Origin of the sequence: Ekhidna algicida (assembly GCF_051379705.1) — a bacterium.
GTDB lineage: Bacteria > Bacteroidota > Bacteroidia > Cytophagales > Cyclobacteriaceae > Ekhidna.
This window is the reverse complement of sequence record NZ_CP179868.1, coordinates 3,359,749-3,379,204: the sequence shown is the minus strand read 5'-3', so window position 1 is coordinate 3,379,204 and position 19,456 is coordinate 3,359,749. Positions and strand designations below refer to the sequence as shown.

Below are 19,456 nucleotides of genomic sequence, written 5' to 3'. Positions count from 1 at the left end.
ACATCTTGTTTACCTATCTGTAAAATTGTCACCAAAAGTAAAACGTTTCTTATTTTGCAATTATGATTCACCGATACCTCTATTTACTATCAATTGCCTTTCTTACTTCATGTTCTTTAGATTTTGACAATGAATGGAAAAGAGATCCGTATGAAGGCACACATTTCAATAAGCTTGTGGTAGTTGGCCTCTCACATGACTTAGAGAGTCGTAAATTCTATGAAAATGAAGCTGTAACTGAATTGGAGAAATCAGGATTTCATGCCGTCGAAGGATTAAAAATTTTTCCTCAGGAAGTAACCGAACTAGATCACAACCAGGATAGTATCACAAGCCTTATCGAAGAAAACAAAGTAGATGCCGTATTGGTCATCAAGATATTGCATGAAAATGATGAGTCCTATATGATGCCTGAGGACTATAGTAAGTTCAAGAAAATCTATTTCAGAAGAAGATCATTCCATACTTACAATTCCAACTATTATGAGCGACCGGAGAAATACTATATGATTGCTACACTTTATGATCTGAAAGAGAAGCATCAGGAAAATGAGGAAACTGTAGTCTGGCGAGCTTCAAGTTTGATTATCAATCCGGCAGAAAATAAAGAAAGAAAAAAGAGTTTTATCGATGATGTTGTTGAGCATATCACGGAACAGCATTTGATAGAGTAAGCCTATTTTTTTGGTAATTCAACAACGAAGGTTGCTCCTTTTGAAGCTTCACGATCATACCAAACCTTACCTCCTATCTGTTCGGTATATCGTTTTACCAGCGATAATCCAAGCCCGGACGAACTTTCCTCACCGGTAGGTCTGGCACTTAATTTGGCAAACTTCTCGAACAATTGATTTTCTTCTTCTGGTTTGATACCCGGACCTTCATCCATCACTTTCACTTTTACTACCTTGGTATCGACCGAGATTTCAATTGTTACTTTTTGGGATTTTTGCGAAAACTTCAGTGCGTTGGAAATCAAGTTTTCAAATATCAACGAGAGGTACATATGATCCACAAAGACATGAGAGTCTTCGCCAGTGACAGCTATTTCAATTTGCTTTTGTCTGGCCTGCTCAGATAAAGAACCAACTGCTTCCTTCACTACTTCCGTAATGCTAAGCGTTTCCGGCTTTAATCGTAAAGCCCCATCTTCCATAGTGGCCATATCCAGCACATTGTTTACCAATCCCTGCGCTTGAGATGACACTTTTTCAATCATCGCTATAAACTTCTTCTGTTGATCAATTTCACGTTCTTCTTTTAAAATATTGGAAATCGTGGTGATGTTCGCCAAAGGATTTTTAAGATCATGCGCCAATATTCGAATGATGTGATCCTTGTCGTCAATGAGCTTTTCTAGCTTCTTAGATTGTTCCGCTATGGTTTCCTTCTGATTTTCAAGCTGTTCGTTTTGCTTCTGAAGATTCCTCAATGCATTGGTTTGCACCGATTCGAATACAGCCGAAATGACTAGAACTATGAGTAGTAAGCCAGGCAAAACTGACACAAACCATTCCGCTTTCAAGTCTGTATTATAATCCATGGGAAGCTTTATCCCTTTCAGCTCCAGCCAACCAAACCAAAGCATTATCAGAAATGATAATATGCCCCAGGCAATACCATAATTGCGATTTACCACTAACAGTGCAAGCACAGGTGTTGAAATAATCCATGGGTAAACAGCCGACCAAATACCTCCGGAATAATAGGTCAATACGCAGACGGCTATGGAACCTACCAGAATATAGAGGTTAGAAATGAGCAACAGCGGAATCTTGGTTTTCACCAAAAAAGCCAGTGCAACAAACCCGGCCACATTAAAGATCATTAAATAAACACCTAAATCATATTCAAATAGGACGCTAAACCAAATGTATGAATTTGAAAAAAGGCTGGTTAGAAGACAAGAACGGACAAAAAGTCGTGCTTTTCTTAACTTAAGTGCATCCTCATGGTATGAGGGATGAATGAAAAAGTCTACAAGTCCAGCAAAATTCATAATGGTAGTATTTTAAAGCTAGCTTTTAATGTGCGATCGTAAAAGCAATGTATGCACTAAGTAGAATCCACACTCCTTCTACGATACCCAAATAAACTGTTTTGGTAAGTGTATGACGTTCAGCATATTGAATCAAAACAGGTAACGAAAGTGAAATCAATGCCTCACATACAATTACGTAAAGTGGTGCATTAAAAATCATCCTTACATTCTGATGATACCACCACCATCCGGCATCTTTTGCCAGATGCTCATAAAGCGGAATGTACATTCCTCCAGCGATACACAAAAGAATGGAAGCAATGACTAATCCTTTCTTTTTGGTAAGCAACACACCAACAAAACTCAATTGAAGCAAGACATTGGACCAGGCAAATGGCATGTACATCGGAGAACTCCACACCATCAATTCATTGCCAGGATAAACGAGACTATCGATAGTTTCAACAAGGTAATGATCTGTGACAAGCTCCAATATCCCTGCAATGGTACCAAAAACCAGTAGTCTCTGAATCAATGGATTGCGAAATTTGATCGCATAAAGCCAATAAAAAAGGTACAACCCATACGTGATTATACTGGCTGATACTGGTCCGCTCGCAAGTATTGATGAAACAAAAGACCATCCAATCAGCAAGCCTGATGAGGCCAGAATGACGACTGTCGTTCTTTTATCTAATCCGGGTACTTCAGTGGTTTGCATGCTTTATTGGGTTAATTGTCAATTCTCTTTTGTATAGCTAGCCGTCGCTTGAGAATGGCTGGTGATGTCTTTGAGTTGCTCCAGTTATCTATCAAACCCCAATCCTTTTGAAGTGATGGTGGAATAAAGAACTGCACATTTTTACCATCGTTGAAATGATGAATGATTCCTTCCAATAGTTTCTTATTAAAGTAGGATGATATCTTTTGCACAAACTTGTGCTCTTCAAGGTGACTCAACTTTCCAATGATGAACTTGGTCACGCTTAGTAAGATGCGGTCTTTTCTATCGCTCCTTTCAGAAATACCAGCACATGCAGATAGATTCTTATTGGATGACGTTGAAAAATCCTGAAGGAAATAATCAATAAAATACGCGGGAACGTCATTAAAGGCATTTCCGGGTATCAGGTAGTTCATAAACTGAACACATGCATCCGTCAATGCTTTTCCAGCTTCAGATTCCTCAGACTGATGTTTCAATATCCTGGTTGCCAATTCAAAACCCTCTTCATAGGTGTCTGGTAACAATACCTTCTTAATTCCCATCAAATGGCCTACGACTTTCCAGCAATGCATATAATCGTTTTGCTCCTTCTCTGTAAGAGAAATATTCAATCGCTTTAACCCTGACAGGATTACAGGCCCAAAAGACATCAATGTACCGGCAAGGTCTTCCTGATTGATTGGTTGGCCATATTTAGCTACATCAAAAGAATTCTTTTCAGAATGCGTCAAATAGTACCTTATTGAAGCGTGAATTAACCTGACCTTCTGAAGCGTAACCACACCACCTCCGTTTGCAGAAAGTCCGCCTTCGGAAAGTACATTTACAACCATCTGTGCGGTTTCCATCAGCCTTCTTGCTAATGGATCTATATCATTATTATGTACTAATAATCGACCCGTATCATACAAGACCTGAGCGCCTTTGGCACAGGTGTAGCATAGCGGAAGTGAGCTAACATTGAGAAGCATGAATATTTCCGGTCCATATAAAGAAAACAGCTTCTCTCCAGCTTTTATCTTGTCAGCATCTGCCCATTCAGGCAGCTGTCTAGTGGTTTCTATATATTCATTAAGTATACCGGACAAATCACTTCCCAGCGAATCGAACATCCCTTTTTCGAACGAACTGTTCTTAAAAAGATGCATCATTACTTCATTCACTGACTTCTCGTCTCCTAAGGTTATTATTTTTTGGACAGTGCTATCAGCTATTGGATCAGTGGTTTTTCTGAATGCATCCAATGCCTCCTCTGTGATTGCTTCTATTGCAAACGAGTTCTTCATTCCGTTAGGTTCGGTGGGTTAAATCAAAGATGTAATCTAACACCTTTCACGGATTGAAACGAAATGGTTTTTTAAGAAATGTAGTTGTAATATCAGCGCTTAAATGGCGCTTATAACCTCTTTTAAACCATGATAGGTCCAAGGCTTGTCAACAAATCGATCAATGAGATTTTGCTCTATAGCTTTACTCACTTCGCCTTCGGCTGCATATCCTGAAATCATTACTTTCTTGGGGGCTGCAGTGATTTTCATGCCTTCCAGCTCACGCAAAAACTCTACACCAGTCATGATTGGCATTCGCTGATCCGTAAAGACATATTCTACATCGTTACTTTTTAAATACTCTAAGGCTTCTTCGGGATAGGTGGTGGTAAAAACTTCAAAGTCTTTTTTGAACATCTCCTTAAACAATAGAAGATTGATCTCTTCATCGTCTAGGTATATTACCACAGGTTTGTTACTATTCATTTCCCTTAAAATCATTGCTCTGGTTGAAGCACCAAATTTAACTCAATATTGATGTAGTTTGAAAAACAACCAAATTGATTTCGATGAATTAGCCTCGTCTACTGAGCAATAAGTCCTTCAAGTTCTGATAAGACCAAGGCTTACTTACAAAACTATCGATCAACTTTGTTTCAAGTGCTTCATCCACCTCTCCTTCTTGAGTGAATCCGGAGATAATTACTTTCATGGACTTATCAGAAACTCCAAGCTCTTTGAGCTCTTTGAGATACTCCACTCCGGTCATCACAGGCATCAATTGGTCAGTGAGGATATAATCCAGATCATGTCCTTTCACATATTCTATGGCATCATCAGGTGACGTAGTAGTGAAAATATCAAAGTCTTTCTTAAACATCTCCCGAAAGAGAATGAGATTGATTTCTTCATCATCTAAGTAAATAAGCGATGGCTTGGTTTCACTCATATTAGCTCGCTAAAGGTAGTTTAATAATAAATTCAGTTCCTTCATTTATTTGAGAATTTACCGCAATTGTACCGCCGTGTCGTTCAACGATACCATAGGTTATTGACAGTCCCAATCCGGTCCCGGCTCCTATCTTTTTGGTGGTGAAAAATGGATCAAAAATTTTCTGTATTTCATCCTCAGACATCCCCACGCCATTATCAGTGATTTTCACCTCGGCTCTCTTCCCATCAAATGAGGTTTCAATATCAATCTTACCATCCTTACCCTTTGGTGCTACAGCATCAATAGAGTTGCTAATGATATTGAGAAACGCCTGGCTCAACTGGCCCTTATAACCATCCACCTCCATGTGCTGGTCTGACAATTTCTTGTTGATACTTATGGCGTCTTTATGTCTACTATTGAGCAGCAACAATGCCACATCAATATCTGCGTGAATGTCGATTCGGGTTTTCTTTTCGGTTTCTGCTCTTGAGAAAGTTCGAAGACCTTTCACAATTTCGGTCGTTCGTTCCGCACCTACTTTAATACTGGTAATCATTTGATCAATCACTCCTTGCGCTTCATCATAATCAACTTCTTCTCGTTCTTTCACCAGTTTATCTATGGATTGCTGAAGGTTTTTATCATCTTTCTTAATCTCTGTAACGTGCGATATAACCGGACGTATTTCAGTGAACTTGTCACTTAAGACGTGAATACCTGAATAAACAAAGTTAATAGCATTATTAATCTCATGGGCAATACCGGCGGTCAAGGTACCCAGTGAAGCCATCTTTTCTGATTGAACCAACTGGGATTGTGTTTCCTGAAGTTCATTGAGCAATCTCCCCAGGTCTTCTTTTTGCTCGGCAAGTTTTTTGGCGGCCTTTTTCCGTGCTTTGTAAGCAGTGAAAATAAGAAATGAAAAGCCTACAAGAACGACTAGAAACAGAACTAAAAACACAAGAGCACTTTGTTGTGAGTTTACCACGTTGGACATCTCATCCAGTCGCTCTTCTCTCTGCGCAATTTCATCGTTCTGATCTGCAATTCGCTTGGTCTGTTCGGCAAGAATCCTGTTTCCTTCCTCCACATTTTCCTTCTGTGCATCAATCTCTTTTCCAAGCACATTTAATTCGTCTTCACGTTCATCCAACGTGGCTGTTAAGTCAATTAAACGTGTCTCTGATTCTGCAAACTCAACTCTCAGTGAGTCAAGTACCTCGGTTTGCTTGTCTATTTCTTTTTGTTTCCTGTCTATTTCTTCGTTTCTCGCCCGAATTAATGCCTGCTGTTGCCTCATTATTCCCAATGCCGCTGCTACATTAAAATTCAATGAATCAAATTGTGTTTTCAGTGCTTCGGCACGGAGCTCCATTGCTCTTACCGAATCTCGCACCTGTTTAAATATCTTAGCTACATCTACTTCAGAACCACCCATATCATCCATTCCGGATTTAATGATTAAACCCTGATTAGTCACATTCGCCCTGTTAATTTCAAATGTTACTCCACCAGTGCCGTCATTCAGAAAATTGATCATTACATCGCGTTGCTTATCGTACCCGTCGGTGATTAGAAGCACGCCTTTTCCACCTATTCGATCCAACAATGTAGGGATGGTTGCATTGTATTGGTTAGTTACGAAAATAGCGTCTACAGCTTCCGGGATGAGCACATAACTTGTGAAGCTTACAGATACATCTCTTCCGGCAAGTGTTTGATTTTGACTGGTTGATCTGAAATGATCTTTCAGTCCATTATCAGTAGTTATGATATGGATTTTGAACGGCGTTTCTTTCTTTGGCCACTCAATATTCTTAATGATTGAATAGGTCTTTGATACCATTTGCTGCTGACGGTTGGTCTGCGCAATGGCATAATGACTTAATAAAATCGTTATAAAGAAAAAAATTATTCCTTTTCTATATTTCATTCTTGAGACTGGTGACTGCACGAAAGATAGCTATTTTCATTGGGTTCATACAAGCAATTAGATAAGTCATAGTACTGACTAGACGAACAACATAATTATCCCGAGGTACATTTTACTAAAAATATTAGTAATTTTGACTCATGATCAATTCCTTCATTTTGCACTTGGATTTAGACACCTTTTTTGTGTCTGTGGAACGGTTGCGGGACAGTCAATTGAAAGGTAAACCCATATTGATCGGTGGATCAAGTGATCGTGGTGTGGTAGCGGCGTGCAGCTATGAAGCTCGGAAGTTCGGTGTTCATTCAGCTATGCCCATGCGGCTGGCTATGCAGCTATGTCCTGAAGCGATCGTGATTAAAGGTAGCCACGTGGATTACACAAAATTTTCCATGGAAGTATCGGCAATAATCAAGGAGCATGTTCCTGTCTTTGAAAAAACTTCCATTGATGAGTTTTATGCTGACCTGACGGGTATGGATCGCTTTTTTGGGTGTTATAAAATGGCCTCCGAGCTAAGAGAAAAAGTGATTAAGGAAACTCATCTTCCTATTTCTTTTGGTCTATCGATCAATAAAACAGTTTCTAAAGTAGCTACAGGAGAAGCGAAACCCAATAATAAAATCTGGGTCCAATCCGGATCTGAAAAGTCGTTTCTGGCTCCTTTATCCGTAAAGAAAATTCCCATGATCGGCAGCAAAACCCAGCAAACGCTGAGAGGACTGGGTGTGCGAAAGGTGCATACCCTACAGGAGATGCCAAAAGATATGTTGATACAGATTTTTGGAAAAAATGGAGCTGCCATGTGGGAAAAGGCCAATGGGATTGATCATTCGCCTGTTATACCGTATTCTGAACGAAAATCCATCTCTACGGAACAAACTTTCAATAAGGACACTACAGACATCACCCGACTCAAAAACATCATTCTGGCCATGACCGAGCACCTGGCTTATCAACTGCGACAGGAAAGTAAGCTAACCGCTTGTGTCGCTGTGAAAATCCGCTATTCAGATTTTAATACCTACACACAACAAGTACGCATACCTTATACTTCTGCTGATCATATACTGATACCAAGAGTGATTGAGTTGTTTGAAAAACTCTACGATAGAAGGTTATTGGTCAGACTCGTTGGTGTGAGATTCAGCAGCCTGGTACATGGCAATTATCAGATCAATTTATTTGAAGATTCAGGCGAAATCATCAACCTGTATCAAGAAATGGATTGGCTCAGACAAAAACATGGCGATCGGTCCATTGTGAGAGCCAAAGCTTTGGGAGTGAATGCGATCCGTACATTCAATCCATTCAAAGGTGACATGAGCATATCTAAAGTGAAAGAGGCCAATGATTAAAAGAAAAACATCACGTCATATTCGAGCTTGTCTCGGATACCTCTTTACTCAAAGAGGTAGATATAGAGATTCCTGTATTCACAGAAATGACGATTTCTTATTTTTCTTTTATATCCCCCAACAAGTGTGTTAAAAATGTACCTCAATGCACACACATATTACAGCTTCAAATACGGCACCTTATCCGAAGATGAGCTATTGGGAACCGCCAGACAGTGCGGCATCAGAGAAATGGCACTGACAGACATCAACTCTACAGCGGGAAGCCTCAACTTTGTTCGCTTATCTACCGAATATGATATCCGTCCCATTCTTGGAATCGACTTTAGAAATGGTGCTCAGCAAAAATTTATTGGGATTGCAAAAGACAATCAAGGCTTTCAGGAACTGAACGAATACCTCTCTATACACTTACAAAAAAAAGAGAACTTTCCTGACCGAGCTCCAAAATTCAAGCATGCCTTTACGATCTATCCGTTCCATTTTTCATTCAGCTCAAAGCTTCGTAAAAATGAATTTCTAGGCATTCGTCCGCAGGACATCATCAAACTGCCAATGACCAAGTGGAAGAACAAGCTGGACAAACTGGTGATTTTGCAGACGGTTTCATTCCGCGGTGGTGAAGACAATAAGATCCATTTTAATATGCATCGCTTGCTTCGAAGCATCGACAAAAATATGCTCTTGAGCAGGCTTCCAAAAGAAGAAGAAGGTGATCCAAATGATGTTATGCATCCGGTAGGAAAGCTTTTTGAGGCCTATAAGGACTATCCGGAAATCATTGTGAACACAAAAAAATTGCTGGAGCAATGTTCCATCGAGTTTCAATTCAACGATCCCATCAACCATCAAAACCTGAAGGTGTATTCCGGGTCGGAGGAAGAAGACATGCAGATGATCACCAAGCTCTGCCATGAAGCTTTATCATATCGCTATGGCGATCGCCCGGATCAGAAAATCCTCGATCGACTGGATATGGAGCTCAACATGATCAAATCGAAGGGGTTCGTTTCTTACTTTCTCATCAACTGGGACATCCTTGAATACGCCCGCTCACAAGGTTACTACCACGTGGGGAGAGGTAGCGGAGCTAACAGTGTAGCCGCCTACCTCCTGCGGATCACGGACGTAGACCCGATCGAGCTGGATCTTTACTTCGAACGATTTATCAACCTATTCAGGCAAAATCCGCCTGATTTCGACATTGACTTTTCGTGGAAAGACCGGGATGACATTACCCGTTACATCTTCGAACGATTTGGCGACAAAGGGCAAGTATCTCTTTTGGCTACTTATAGCACATTTCAAAACCGAGCCATCATCCGTGAGCTGGGCAAAGTGTTTGGCCTCCCTCCCCATGAAATAGAAAAAGTCGGACAAACAGAGGAAAAAGACCTGGACCATATCGGCCAGCTAATTCGCAGATACGGTGCGCGGCTTACTAACTTCCCCAGCCACCTCAGTATTCATGCAGGAGGTATTCTCATCGCTGACAAACCCATTCATTATTTCACTGCTACTTCACTTCCGCCAAAAGGTTATCCAGTCACTCATTTTGACATGATTATCGCTGAGGATGTCGGGCTGTTCAAGTTTGACATCCTCAGTCAGCGAGGGTTGGGTAAAATCCGAGATTCTCTGGACGTGATCAAGCGCAATTGCCCTGACGATCCCGAGGTAGATATTCACAATTTCAAATCGTTCAAAGACGATCCCAAGCTGAACGATAGGCTCCAAAAGGCAGATGCCATCGGGTGCTTCTACATCGAATCTCCGGCCATGCGTATGCTCATGCGCAAGCTTCAGGTAAATGAATACCTCGGGCTCGTAGCAGCCAGCTCCATCATCCGGCCGGGAGTAGCCAAATCGGGAATGATGCGTGAGTACATCTTGCGGTATCGCCATCCGGAGCGTAGAAAAGATGCACATCCCATCTTGCAAGACATTATGCCCGATACCTACGGTGTGATGGTCTATCAGGAGGATGTAATCAAAGTTGCTCACCTGTTTGCTAAGCTAGATTTGGGAGAAGCGGACATGCTTCGCAGAGGCATGTCAGGTAAGTATCGTTCGCGCGACGAGTTTCTTAAGGTAAAAGACAAGTTTTTTCAGAATTGTAAAGACCTGGGTCACACCTATGAATTGTCTGCTGATATCTGGCGTCAGATTGAAAGTTTTGCGGGCTATGCATTTGCCAAAGGCCACTCGGCCTCCTACGCCGTAGAGAGCTATCAGGCTTTGTATCTCAAAACGTACTATCCGCTGGAATACATGGTGGCTGTCATCAATAACGGAGGTGGCTTTTATCGTACCGAATTCTATGTGCACGAAGCACGTATGAATGGAGCGGAGATAGAAGCCCCGTGCGTCAACCACAGTGAGGGGTTGACGGTGATTTTTGGACAGACCATTTATCTCGGGTTCGGCATGGTGAAGGATCTGAATCATACTACCATCGATGCGATTATTGCTGAGCGGGAAAAGAATGGAGCCTTTCTGGATTTGGATGACTTCACCGATCGGGTAGCTATCTCTCTGGAGCAAATCAAGCTATTGGTTCGTGTGGGAGCATTGCGTGCTTTTGGTTCTAAAAAAGACATTTTATGGCAAGTACACTTTTCGATGGGCGGAGGTGTGAGTCGTGCTAAAAATGGTTTATTCAAAGTTCCCATCAAGCAATGGACGCTTCCTCCTCTCTATTACGATAAAAGAGAAGATGCCCTGGACGAGATGGATTTACTGGGTTTCCCGCTATGCAACCCATTTGATATGACTGCAACAGATAGTGTTGGGGTGCTTGCAAAAGATCTGCCCAATCACCTTCGCCAACGCGTGGAAATGCTCGGCTATCTGGTCACGGTGAAAAACACCGGCACGTCCAACGGTAAGCGTATGTGTTTCGGAACCTTCATTGATCGCGAAGGACAATTCATTGATACAGTGCACTTTCCTCCTTCTGTCGCTCGACATCCTTTTCGTGGCAAAGGCGTCTACAAACTGACCGGAAAGGTGGTGGAAGAATTTGATTTCTACAGCTTGGAAGTTGACCGAATGGAGAAGATCAATTTCGTGAATTTAGAAGATGAATCGAAGGAGATGATACGTGCGGTATCCAGATAGATTTACATAAAATAGTAGCGTGTTAAAATGATTATCATCTGATAAAAATCAGTGGATTATTTTTTATCTTGAGGCCTGCAAAATCACCACACTCCGTCAGATTGAATCTATTTAAAAAGCTTATTCGAAGAGGACTTAATAAATCTCTGACTCTGGAGGAGAAACAACACATTGTGGTCACGAATAGTGTTGCATTGATTGTTTCCTTTTTATATCTATTCTATGCGCTCTATGGTGTCTATGCAGAGGGTTTCCGCACTATTCTTATCTCATTAGCCTTCATGATAGTCAGCCTTCTAAGCTATGGCCTGAATAGTAATGGCAGGCTGGGGATTGCTAAAGTACTTCTTATGGGTATCGCTTCTTTCAGCGTATTCCTTACCTATCATGTATACACCTTGAGTGAGGCCATACTTACAATCTACTTCCCTATTCTTCTTGGCTATGTATTCTTTTTTGATTTCAGTCAGGAAAAAAAGTATTTCTTTATCTCATTCCTAATCACACTTCTGCTGATTCTGGGTTGCATCTTGTTGCCCAGGTATTATTTCTATCAGATCGTGGTATCTGAATCGGTGGCGCAGTTAAGTGACCGGATCCATGTGATTGTTTCGCTGAGCTTGACCATCACCTTGCTCATCGTGGTAATCCGGAATAAAGATCATGCACACAAAAAACAGCTTCTGGAGAAAAAGAAGCTTGAAGGCGCGCTTCAGGAACTGAAAGAAACACAAAGTCAGTTGATCAATTCGGAGAAAATGGCTTCTCTCGGCCAGATGAGTGCCGGGATCAATCATGAGCTTAAAAACCCACTCAATTTTATTCAAGGCAGTCTGGAAACCATGAAACAAAACTTGAATAAAGAAACCCTGAAAGAAAATGAGAACTTTTTCGAAATCATGGATGAAGGGCTGAAGCGGCTGAACAGAATCGTGAACAGCTTAAATCACTTTAGCCACCAATCGCAGAATCGAACCGAAGAATGCAGTATACCCGAACTCATCGACAACTGCCTCAATATTCTTGAACATAAATCAAAAGGACGCATCGACATTGCAACCAACTACTGTGAGCAGCACCTTGTCAGGGGAAACTCCGGGCAGCTTCACCAGGTATTTTTGAACCTACTGGGAAATGCCATGCAGGCAATTCCTAATCAGGGCAAAATAGTGATAAGCACGCAGGTGGATAAGCATTCCATTCATGTCATCATTGACGACAATGGAAGTGGCATATCACCGGAAGTATTGGATAAGATCTTTGATCCATTCTTCACTACAAAAAAAGCAGGCCAAGGCACAGGGCTGGGTCTTGCGATTTCTTCCAAGATTGTGTCCGATCACAACGGAAGTATTGTGGCCACTTCAGATCCGGGATATGGGTCTACGTTTCGGGTATCACTGCCTTTTAATTAATTAGAGGGTAATCCCACCTATTTACCCACGATTTTGGTTGTGTGATTTTATTGCACTCCGCTAAGTCACAGTTTTACTTTACAGAGAAATTGAGTACAACGTAAGTAGTTTTATGGGGAATTAGTGGGATGGTAGTATATTGAAGTATGCGTATTACATCAATAAATATCCCCGAAGAAAAAATAAATAATGGCTTAAAGCCTATAGTAATGGAGAAGTTAGGGCAGGTAGTCTTGCTTGCTGGTAAGAATGGCTCAGGAAAGTCTAGGATCTTAAATCTAATTCAAGAACATTTTAAGGATAAGCCAAAAAAAATTGAAATCGAAAATAATCGAAAATCCATTGATGAATTGTCTGAAGCTATTGATGTAAGCAAGAAAAAAATTGAAGCTCACAGACAAAATGAAGAAAATCCCAAAATTGAAAGAATAAGTTCACTAGAGAAAGTAATCGAACAACATTTAAATGATATAGAAAGTTTAAAAGTTCGAAATAATTGGAACCTAATAATTACTAATCAATTCTTTAATGATTACAAGATTATTAGATATGTACCAAAAAATATACATCTAACTGACTATAGAAGTCTCACTCTTGGTACTATAGAGAGTCATGCCGGGAACTCAAAAATAATCGGCATATCAAAATTGGCAGATTCCACACTAGCTCAACTACGTACTCTGCAACAAAAATGGTTCGAATCTACCCATCCAAACTATACTGGAGACAGTGCTGCAAGAAAATTTCATCAAGAAAATTATGAAAGGATGCAAGTTTTGTTAGAGACTTTTCTTGACGTAGAACTATCCAGAGATGATAAGGGAGAACCTACTTTATTCAACATGAACTTAGGAGACGCCAAACTCTCCGATGGGCAAAAGGTATTGCTGCAACTATGTGTCGCTATTCACTCTCAAGGGGCCTCATTAAATGACATCATTCTATTCATGGATGAGCCTGAAAATCATCTACACCCTTCTGCAATTCTAGATGTGGTTGATAAAATCATTGATAATATCCCTAACGGTCAGTTGTGGATTGCTACCCACTCTATTGCTCTTCTCTCACATTTTGAATCTTCTTCTATTCATTTTGTAGAAGAAGGAAAAGTGTCTTATGCTGGAAATATTCCTGAACAAGTTCTCGAGAGTTTGCTCGGCGATGACGATCGGCTATACAAACTTCAGGATTTCATAAGCCTTCCCGGGATTATGTCCCTAAACCAATTTGCCTATGAATCTCTATTTCATCCTGATGTATTGATGACAGGTAAAGACGATAAACAAGTACTTCAAATTAAAGAAGAATTAGAAAAACTAATTGGTAAGAAAAAGAATAAAATAAAGATCATGGATTTTGGTGCGGGTCAAGGTAGACTTCTTGCAAATATTCATGAATCAACTAAAGGAGCTGATATAACAGATTTTTTAGATTATATCGCATATGATCCCTCAAAGGAATTCAAAGTTGAATGTTGCAACTCTGTCGAAGTAGTATACGGATCGTCTGAAAAAAGATATTATAATAAGATATCCAGCATCTTCAAAGATCATGATGCAGGATCATTTGATGTCGCTGTTTTATGCAACGTGCTTCATGAAATTGAAACAAAAGAGTGGATTTCAATTTTTAAAGGAAAGGCAAAACTTCAAAAACTGCTATCAGAAAAAGGAGCTGTACTAATTGTTGAAGATGAATTAATGCCAAGAGGTGAAAAGGCTTATCAGAATGGTTTCATTGTTTTGGATACTGCAGACCTTAGAGTACTATTTAAATTAGAAACCAAGGATCATGGGTTCCACGTCAATTCAAAAAAAAATGAAAGACTAAAAGCTCATCTTATGTCAAAAAAACATCTTGGAAATATTAGCACAGATTCTATCAAATCAGCCTTGATATCAATAAATGAGCGAGCCAAAGAAAATATTATAGAAATACGATCTGAAGACGTAAACTATAGTAATGGAAGAAAGCATGGCTTTTGGATTCAACAATTTGCCAATACAAGCCTTGAGTTGGAGAACTATGACTAAATCAATTAGAAGAACTCTTCGCCAACTTTCTCCCCCCCCCAATCATCCCAATAACTCCGCGCCATTCTTTTTTTAGAGTAAATCACCTGAATAACTCAAGAAAAACTCTCGTTTCTCACGAATTCATCTGAAGTAGCCTAAGATTCTTCTTTCCCTCATTTCTTCAGCCTTTTTAGTCAAATACAGCTCAAATTTCCTCCAAATCAGATATCTGTGCTAGAATACGTGTACTTCTGGTATACAAAACCGTTTTTCATCAAATCGAAGAGGTTTTACGCTTAGCTCCACCCTATCATTGGCCTCAATTATTGTTTTATCAAACACACTTTCATGATTAAAAAACTTAGAACCAGCTACCTCATGCCCGCCGAACTCGCTGAAACAGCGAATAAGTATGTAGCAATTAATGCCAATCTTTCTACTACAGATCCATTCATAGCACGAATCACAGGCTTAATTACCAATGACATCATACAACTAAATCAAGCTATTACAGCTGTGCGTGTAAATAAGCTTGTAGATGATGTGGCTGCAGCTGATGCTGCCCGAGACGATCTTTTCATCGGCTTTAAGGACTTAATAGATGCTTACAAGCGGCGCACAAGTCAAACTTTAAAAGATGCACATGCACAGATTTGGCCAATTATTCAGCAAGCAGGTACACGCTTGTACTTGCTTGGCTATACGGAGCAGAGCGGAAAAATGGAAGCATTGTTTGACGAGCTAGACAAAGCTGAAAACCTGGCAGCACTTGCAGCTATGCATGCCGATGGACTGTATGAAGAACTGAAGCAGGCTCAAGAAGACTTTGTAACCATCTATAACAACAGGCTAAATGAGGATACGCTAAAGAACTATCCTACACTAAAAGAGGCTAAAAGCAAAACCACACCTCATGTAAACATCTTACTGGATGCACTAGCCATACTTGAGGAGACTGAACCGGGTGTTCATGACACCCTGATCAATCAAATGAACTCTATCACTACAGAAATAATGGCGGTAGCCCGTGCGAGAAAATCACGTGGTGAAATCGAAGGAGAATCGGAAGTAGGGTTTTGATCATTTATCATAATTATTATCTTACTTGCTTCTGAGGCCGGCTCGCAAATGCGAGCCGGCTTATTTGTATGCAGCCCAATATCAGCCGCTAATGGTGCGGTGTTAAAATTGGCTTTTGATGGGGTTAATGCAGCATTCAGAACATAAAACAAAAGCTTATTCACACCTGAATCGCTAAAATATTGTTATGTACTTCAGACTATCGTTATTTTAGTGTGAAATAACTCTAAGTACAATAGAAATTTATGAAAGCATCATACGACCGACTGTTTAAAGGAAACGACGAATGGATCAAGGAAAAACTTAAACTTGACCCTGAATATTTTACAAGACTGGCCAAAGGACAAAAGCCGGAATTTCTTTGGATTGGTTGCTCCGATAGTCGAGTACCTGCCAATGAAATCACCGGCACCGAATCCGGTGAAATTTTTGTGCACCGAAATATTGCCAATCAGGTTATTCACTCAGACACAAACATGCTTAGCGTTTTGCAGTATGCTGTTGAATACCTTCATGTGAAGCATGTTATTGTTTGTGGACATTATGGGTGTGGCGGTGTGAAGGCTGCTATGGATACGCAATATGTCGGGCTCGTTGGCCGATGGCTTGCGCACATCAAGGATATTTTCCAGGTAAATAAGGAAAAGCTAGATCAGATAAAAGATCCGGAAGCTCGTGAAAAACGAATGGTTGAGTTAAATGTAGTAGAGCAAGTGCATAATTTGGCCAAGACCTCTATCGTACAAAAAGCCTGGAAAAACAGAGGACTCGAAATCCATGGATGGGTGTATTCTCTGGAAGATGGAAAAATCATTGATCTGAACTGCCAATACTCTAACATCGATCAACTAGAGCCGATTTATAGATTTTCAGGTATATAACTCCATCTTTTATTCATAACGATTGTTTATGTATATGATAAAAAATATAAATAAAAACTTATGAGTTTTTCTCTGTTCCTTTGTGAAAACAAAAACTTGTATAGTTATGAAAACAGAACAGTTCGATTTAATAAAAGGTGTTTTTGAGGCAGAGGAAGCTAAAGAGGTTCTTCTTTACCTGATTGATGGAAAAATTCAGTTTCACAATAGACGAATATTTAGCGATAAAGTACGGTTTGGGACTGAGAACGTAGACTCGATCAATAGAATAAAAGAACTAGAAGCGATGAGAGAGCAAATCCTAGAAGTCATTGATGACTCTAAACTCTCCATTCACTCACAAATTCATATTGAAAAAGTGGCAGATTCCAAGGCTGCCTGAAAGGATAAAAGGTAAACCGGATCATTCTCATGGAAGTTGCTCAAATTTCAAACAATGAGATGACCCGGCTACCTATCCACCAACTTAACTCCAAGCAGTATACTGCTTACTAATATTTATCAATTGTCAACACTAAGCGTTTGGCAAAGAGTATCAGTTCAGCTACTTCTTTTTCCTTTTTCTTCTTATCGAATCGATAGATGATCAATTTGCTACCGTTGCTTTCCAGGTGATAGATCGGGTTTGATTCAATGAGTTGGAGTAATGCAGGCTTGAAAAACTTTCTCACTTCATCTTCTTTCGGACCTTTGAGCAGAAACTTGTCAGAAAACATCGGATGATCATCAAAGTCAATATCCTTGCCTGCAGCCAAATCCGCTACTTTTTCAAAAAAGCCCTCTTTTTCCATTGTGAAAACAGGCCATGAAGCATTACTCTCTTCAGGTTTTATAATCAATGCCGGTAGTAGATCGGTGGCGGCTTTTGTTCTCAGATCAGTGTCATAAACCACCTCAGAAAAAACGAATCGATAGCCCTCAAATGATCCTGAAAGAAGGTTCTGAGCGTAACTAATCTTTCCGGACCGACTAAAACTGAAATCCTTAAAGTCTTCGAACGACATGGTCTTTCCTGATTCAAAATGCCACTGATTCGATTTTGCAATATCAAGAAGTTCTACCTGATGACTGCTTAGTTTTTCATCATACCCCAGCTTACCATTTTTCGCAACTTTTGCTGCCATCGGATGATCAGATACTGGAATGAGATGCAATTCGTTTTTAAGCTCAACTTCTTTTCCAAGCTTTTTCCATTCCTCAACAAGTTCATGGAGATGTGTTCTGAATGTATGATCAATCAAATTCACGTCCTTAAAGTCTATTATTAGGTGATCTTTATCTCTGTGACTTTCAATCTCCTTTTTAAGTGACAAGTAGTTGGAAAAAATGGCTGCATGGCGAAGATGAATGATTCCGGTTTTTTTGTCGGCTTCCTCATAATCAAAGTTGGATCGAAATAAATACTTCAAAGGGGCACCATAGATCAAGTGGATAACAAATTTGACCAAAATGCCTGTAGCAATGCCTATCAGCAGATCAGTCGCAAGTACCATCACAATGGTGGAAACAAAAATGACCAGCTGCGCTTTGCCTATCTCTCTGGTATGTATAAACTCCTTGGGTGAAGCCAATCGAAATCCTACGTGAATCAGCATTGCAGCCAAAGCTGCGAGCGGAATTTGCTCGATGATTGGTTTCGCAAAAAGTAAAAAAACTAAGAGAAAGCCGCCATGAAAGAAATTCGCCCATTGCGTTTTACCTCCATTTCCAATGTTTGCCGAACTCCTGACTATCTCTGAGATCATCGGTAATCCACCTAAAAATCCGGAAATGGCAGAACCACCACCCATGGCTGCTACATCTCTGTTAAGATTAGATTTTCTTCTATATGGATCAAGAGTATCTACCGCGGCAGCACTCAGCAGCGATTCAATACTGGAAACTAATGAAATACTGATTACTGCTATCCAGAAAACACCTGACCCGATCATACCGAAATCAGGAAAAACAATTCCATCAATAACACTCTCAGGTAAATGCACCAAATATTTCGGACCTACCACATAATCATTACCTACCAGATTGTAGTGATGCTCGTGGAATAAGTCAAATAGATGTGCCAATGGGATAGTCACTATAATGACCCACATAGGTGCCGGAATCATTTTGATTGGTTTGAAATTTACTCTTGGATGCCCCACCAAAATAAACAAGCTGACCATGGCAATCAGTCCGATCTCCGGGTTCATAGTTACAAAAGCGTCTGGTATCTGAGTGATGGTATGAAGAAGTCCATGTCCTCCACCCTCAGCTTTGGTACCCATGGCAACAAAAAGCTGCTTAACTATGATTATTATACCTATCGCCGCGAGCATTCCGTGTACAGCCGCTGACGGGAAAAAATCGCCCAACTTCCCTACTTTCAACAGGCCAAAAATCAGCTGAATAAGTCCGGCAACCACAATTGCAGCCAATGCAAATTTGTATCCGGTAAGTGGGTCTCCACCTCCCATAGATTCTACTGCCCCTAGTGTTACAACAATCAACCCGGCGGCAGGACCACTGATGGTCACATAAGAACCGGTGATTCGAGACATTAGCATACCGCCAACAATTGCAGCCAACAGTCCTGCCATAGGTGGAACGCCCGAAGCTAACGCGATTCCCAAACAAAGGGGTAGCGCAATTAATGATACCATAAAACCAGAAAGCAGATCGTCTTTCCAGTGAGCTTTTAATCCGGCAAATCCGGTAAGCGGTTTTTTATCAAATAAAGTATTCATTGTTTTTAATTATTTGCT

Annotated in this window: 15 protein-coding genes; 8 read left to right on the top strand and 7 right to left on the bottom strand. The window is 40.4% G+C overall.

Annotated elements, in window-relative coordinates:
• Positions 1-62 precede the first annotated feature (62 nt).
• A complete protein-coding gene (locus ACL8WY_RS15215; protein ID WP_436515611.1) occupies positions 63-674 on the top strand; it encodes a hypothetical protein in 612 nt (203 codons plus the stop codon).
• A 2-nt stretch (positions 675-676) separates the two neighbouring features.
• On the opposite strand, the gene ACL8WY_RS15210 is transcribed toward ACL8WY_RS15215, so the two are convergent.
• From ACL8WY_RS15210 to ACL8WY_RS15185, 6 genes are all read right to left on the bottom strand, one after another.
• Positions 677-1,999, bottom strand: coding sequence for a sensor histidine kinase (locus ACL8WY_RS15210; RefSeq protein ID WP_436515610.1), 1,323 nt, complete (start codon positions 1,997-1,999; stop codon positions 677-679).
• A gap of 25 nt (positions 2,000-2,024) precedes the next feature.
• Positions 2,025-2,702 (bottom strand): DUF6989 domain-containing protein, encoded by a 678-nt coding sequence (locus ACL8WY_RS15205; RefSeq protein ID WP_436515609.1) that lies wholly within the window; start codon positions 2,700-2,702, stop codon positions 2,025-2,027.
• A gap of 11 nt (positions 2,703-2,713) precedes the next feature.
• Positions 2,714-3,994, bottom strand: a complete 1,281-nt coding sequence (locus ACL8WY_RS15200; RefSeq protein ID WP_436515608.1) for an oxygenase MpaB family protein — start codon at positions 3,992-3,994, stop codon at positions 2,714-2,716.
• A gap of 99 nt (positions 3,995-4,093) precedes the next feature.
• Positions 4,094-4,462 carry a response regulator gene (locus ACL8WY_RS15195; RefSeq protein ID WP_436515607.1) on the bottom strand — a complete coding sequence of 123 codons (369 nt, stop codon included), beginning with the start codon at positions 4,460-4,462 and terminating at the stop codon, positions 4,094-4,096.
• A gap of 88 nt (positions 4,463-4,550) precedes the next feature.
• Positions 4,551-4,925, bottom strand: coding sequence for a response regulator (locus tag ACL8WY_RS15190; protein ID WP_436515606.1), 375 nt, complete (start codon positions 4,923-4,925; stop codon positions 4,551-4,553).
• Position 4,926: 1 nt separating this feature from the next.
• Positions 4,927-6,846: a YfiR/HmsC family protein gene (locus tag ACL8WY_RS15185; RefSeq protein ID WP_436515605.1), complete on the bottom strand. Its 1,920-nt coding sequence runs from the start codon at positions 6,844-6,846 to the stop codon at positions 4,927-4,929.
• 140 nt (positions 6,847-6,986) lie between these two features.
• Between ACL8WY_RS15185 and dinB the strand changes: the two genes are divergently transcribed.
• From dinB to ACL8WY_RS15150, 7 genes are all read left to right on the top strand, one after another.
• Complete coding sequence (gene dinB / locus ACL8WY_RS15180) at positions 6,987-8,204, top strand: DNA polymerase IV (protein WP_436515604.1); 1,218 nt, start codon at positions 6,987-6,989, stop codon at positions 8,202-8,204.
• A gap of 135 nt (positions 8,205-8,339) precedes the next feature.
• Positions 8,340-11,324: a DNA polymerase III subunit alpha gene (locus tag ACL8WY_RS15175; protein WP_436515603.1), complete on the top strand. Its 2,985-nt coding sequence runs from the start codon at positions 8,340-8,342 to the stop codon at positions 11,322-11,324.
• A gap of 101 nt (positions 11,325-11,425) precedes the next feature.
• Positions 11,426-12,739, top strand: a complete 1,314-nt coding sequence (locus ACL8WY_RS15170; protein WP_436515602.1) for a sensor histidine kinase — start codon at positions 11,426-11,428, stop codon at positions 12,737-12,739.
• Between the two features lie 146 nt (positions 12,740-12,885).
• Positions 12,886-14,772: an AAA family ATPase gene (locus tag ACL8WY_RS15165; RefSeq protein WP_436515601.1), complete on the top strand. Its 1,887-nt coding sequence runs from the start codon at positions 12,886-12,888 to the stop codon at positions 14,770-14,772.
• 330 nt (positions 14,773-15,102) lie between these two features.
• A complete protein-coding gene (locus ACL8WY_RS15160) occupies positions 15,103-15,834 on the top strand; it encodes a DUF6261 family protein (protein WP_436515600.1) in 732 nt (243 codons plus the stop codon).
• Positions 15,835-16,079: 245 nt separating this feature from the next.
• A complete protein-coding gene (locus ACL8WY_RS15155; protein ID WP_436515599.1) occupies positions 16,080-16,715 on the top strand; it encodes a carbonic anhydrase in 636 nt (211 codons plus the stop codon).
• 106 nt (positions 16,716-16,821) lie between these two features.
• Positions 16,822-17,097, top strand: coding sequence for a hypothetical protein (locus tag ACL8WY_RS15150; RefSeq protein ID WP_436515598.1), 276 nt, complete (start codon positions 16,822-16,824; stop codon positions 17,095-17,097).
• Positions 17,098-17,206: 109 nt separating this feature from the next.
• Here the strand turns inward: ACL8WY_RS15150 and ACL8WY_RS15145 are convergent, their stop codons facing one another.
• Positions 17,207-19,438: a SulP family inorganic anion transporter gene (locus ACL8WY_RS15145; protein ID WP_436515597.1), complete on the bottom strand. Its 2,232-nt coding sequence runs from the start codon at positions 19,436-19,438 to the stop codon at positions 17,207-17,209.
• Positions 19,439-19,456: the final 18 nt, after the last annotated feature.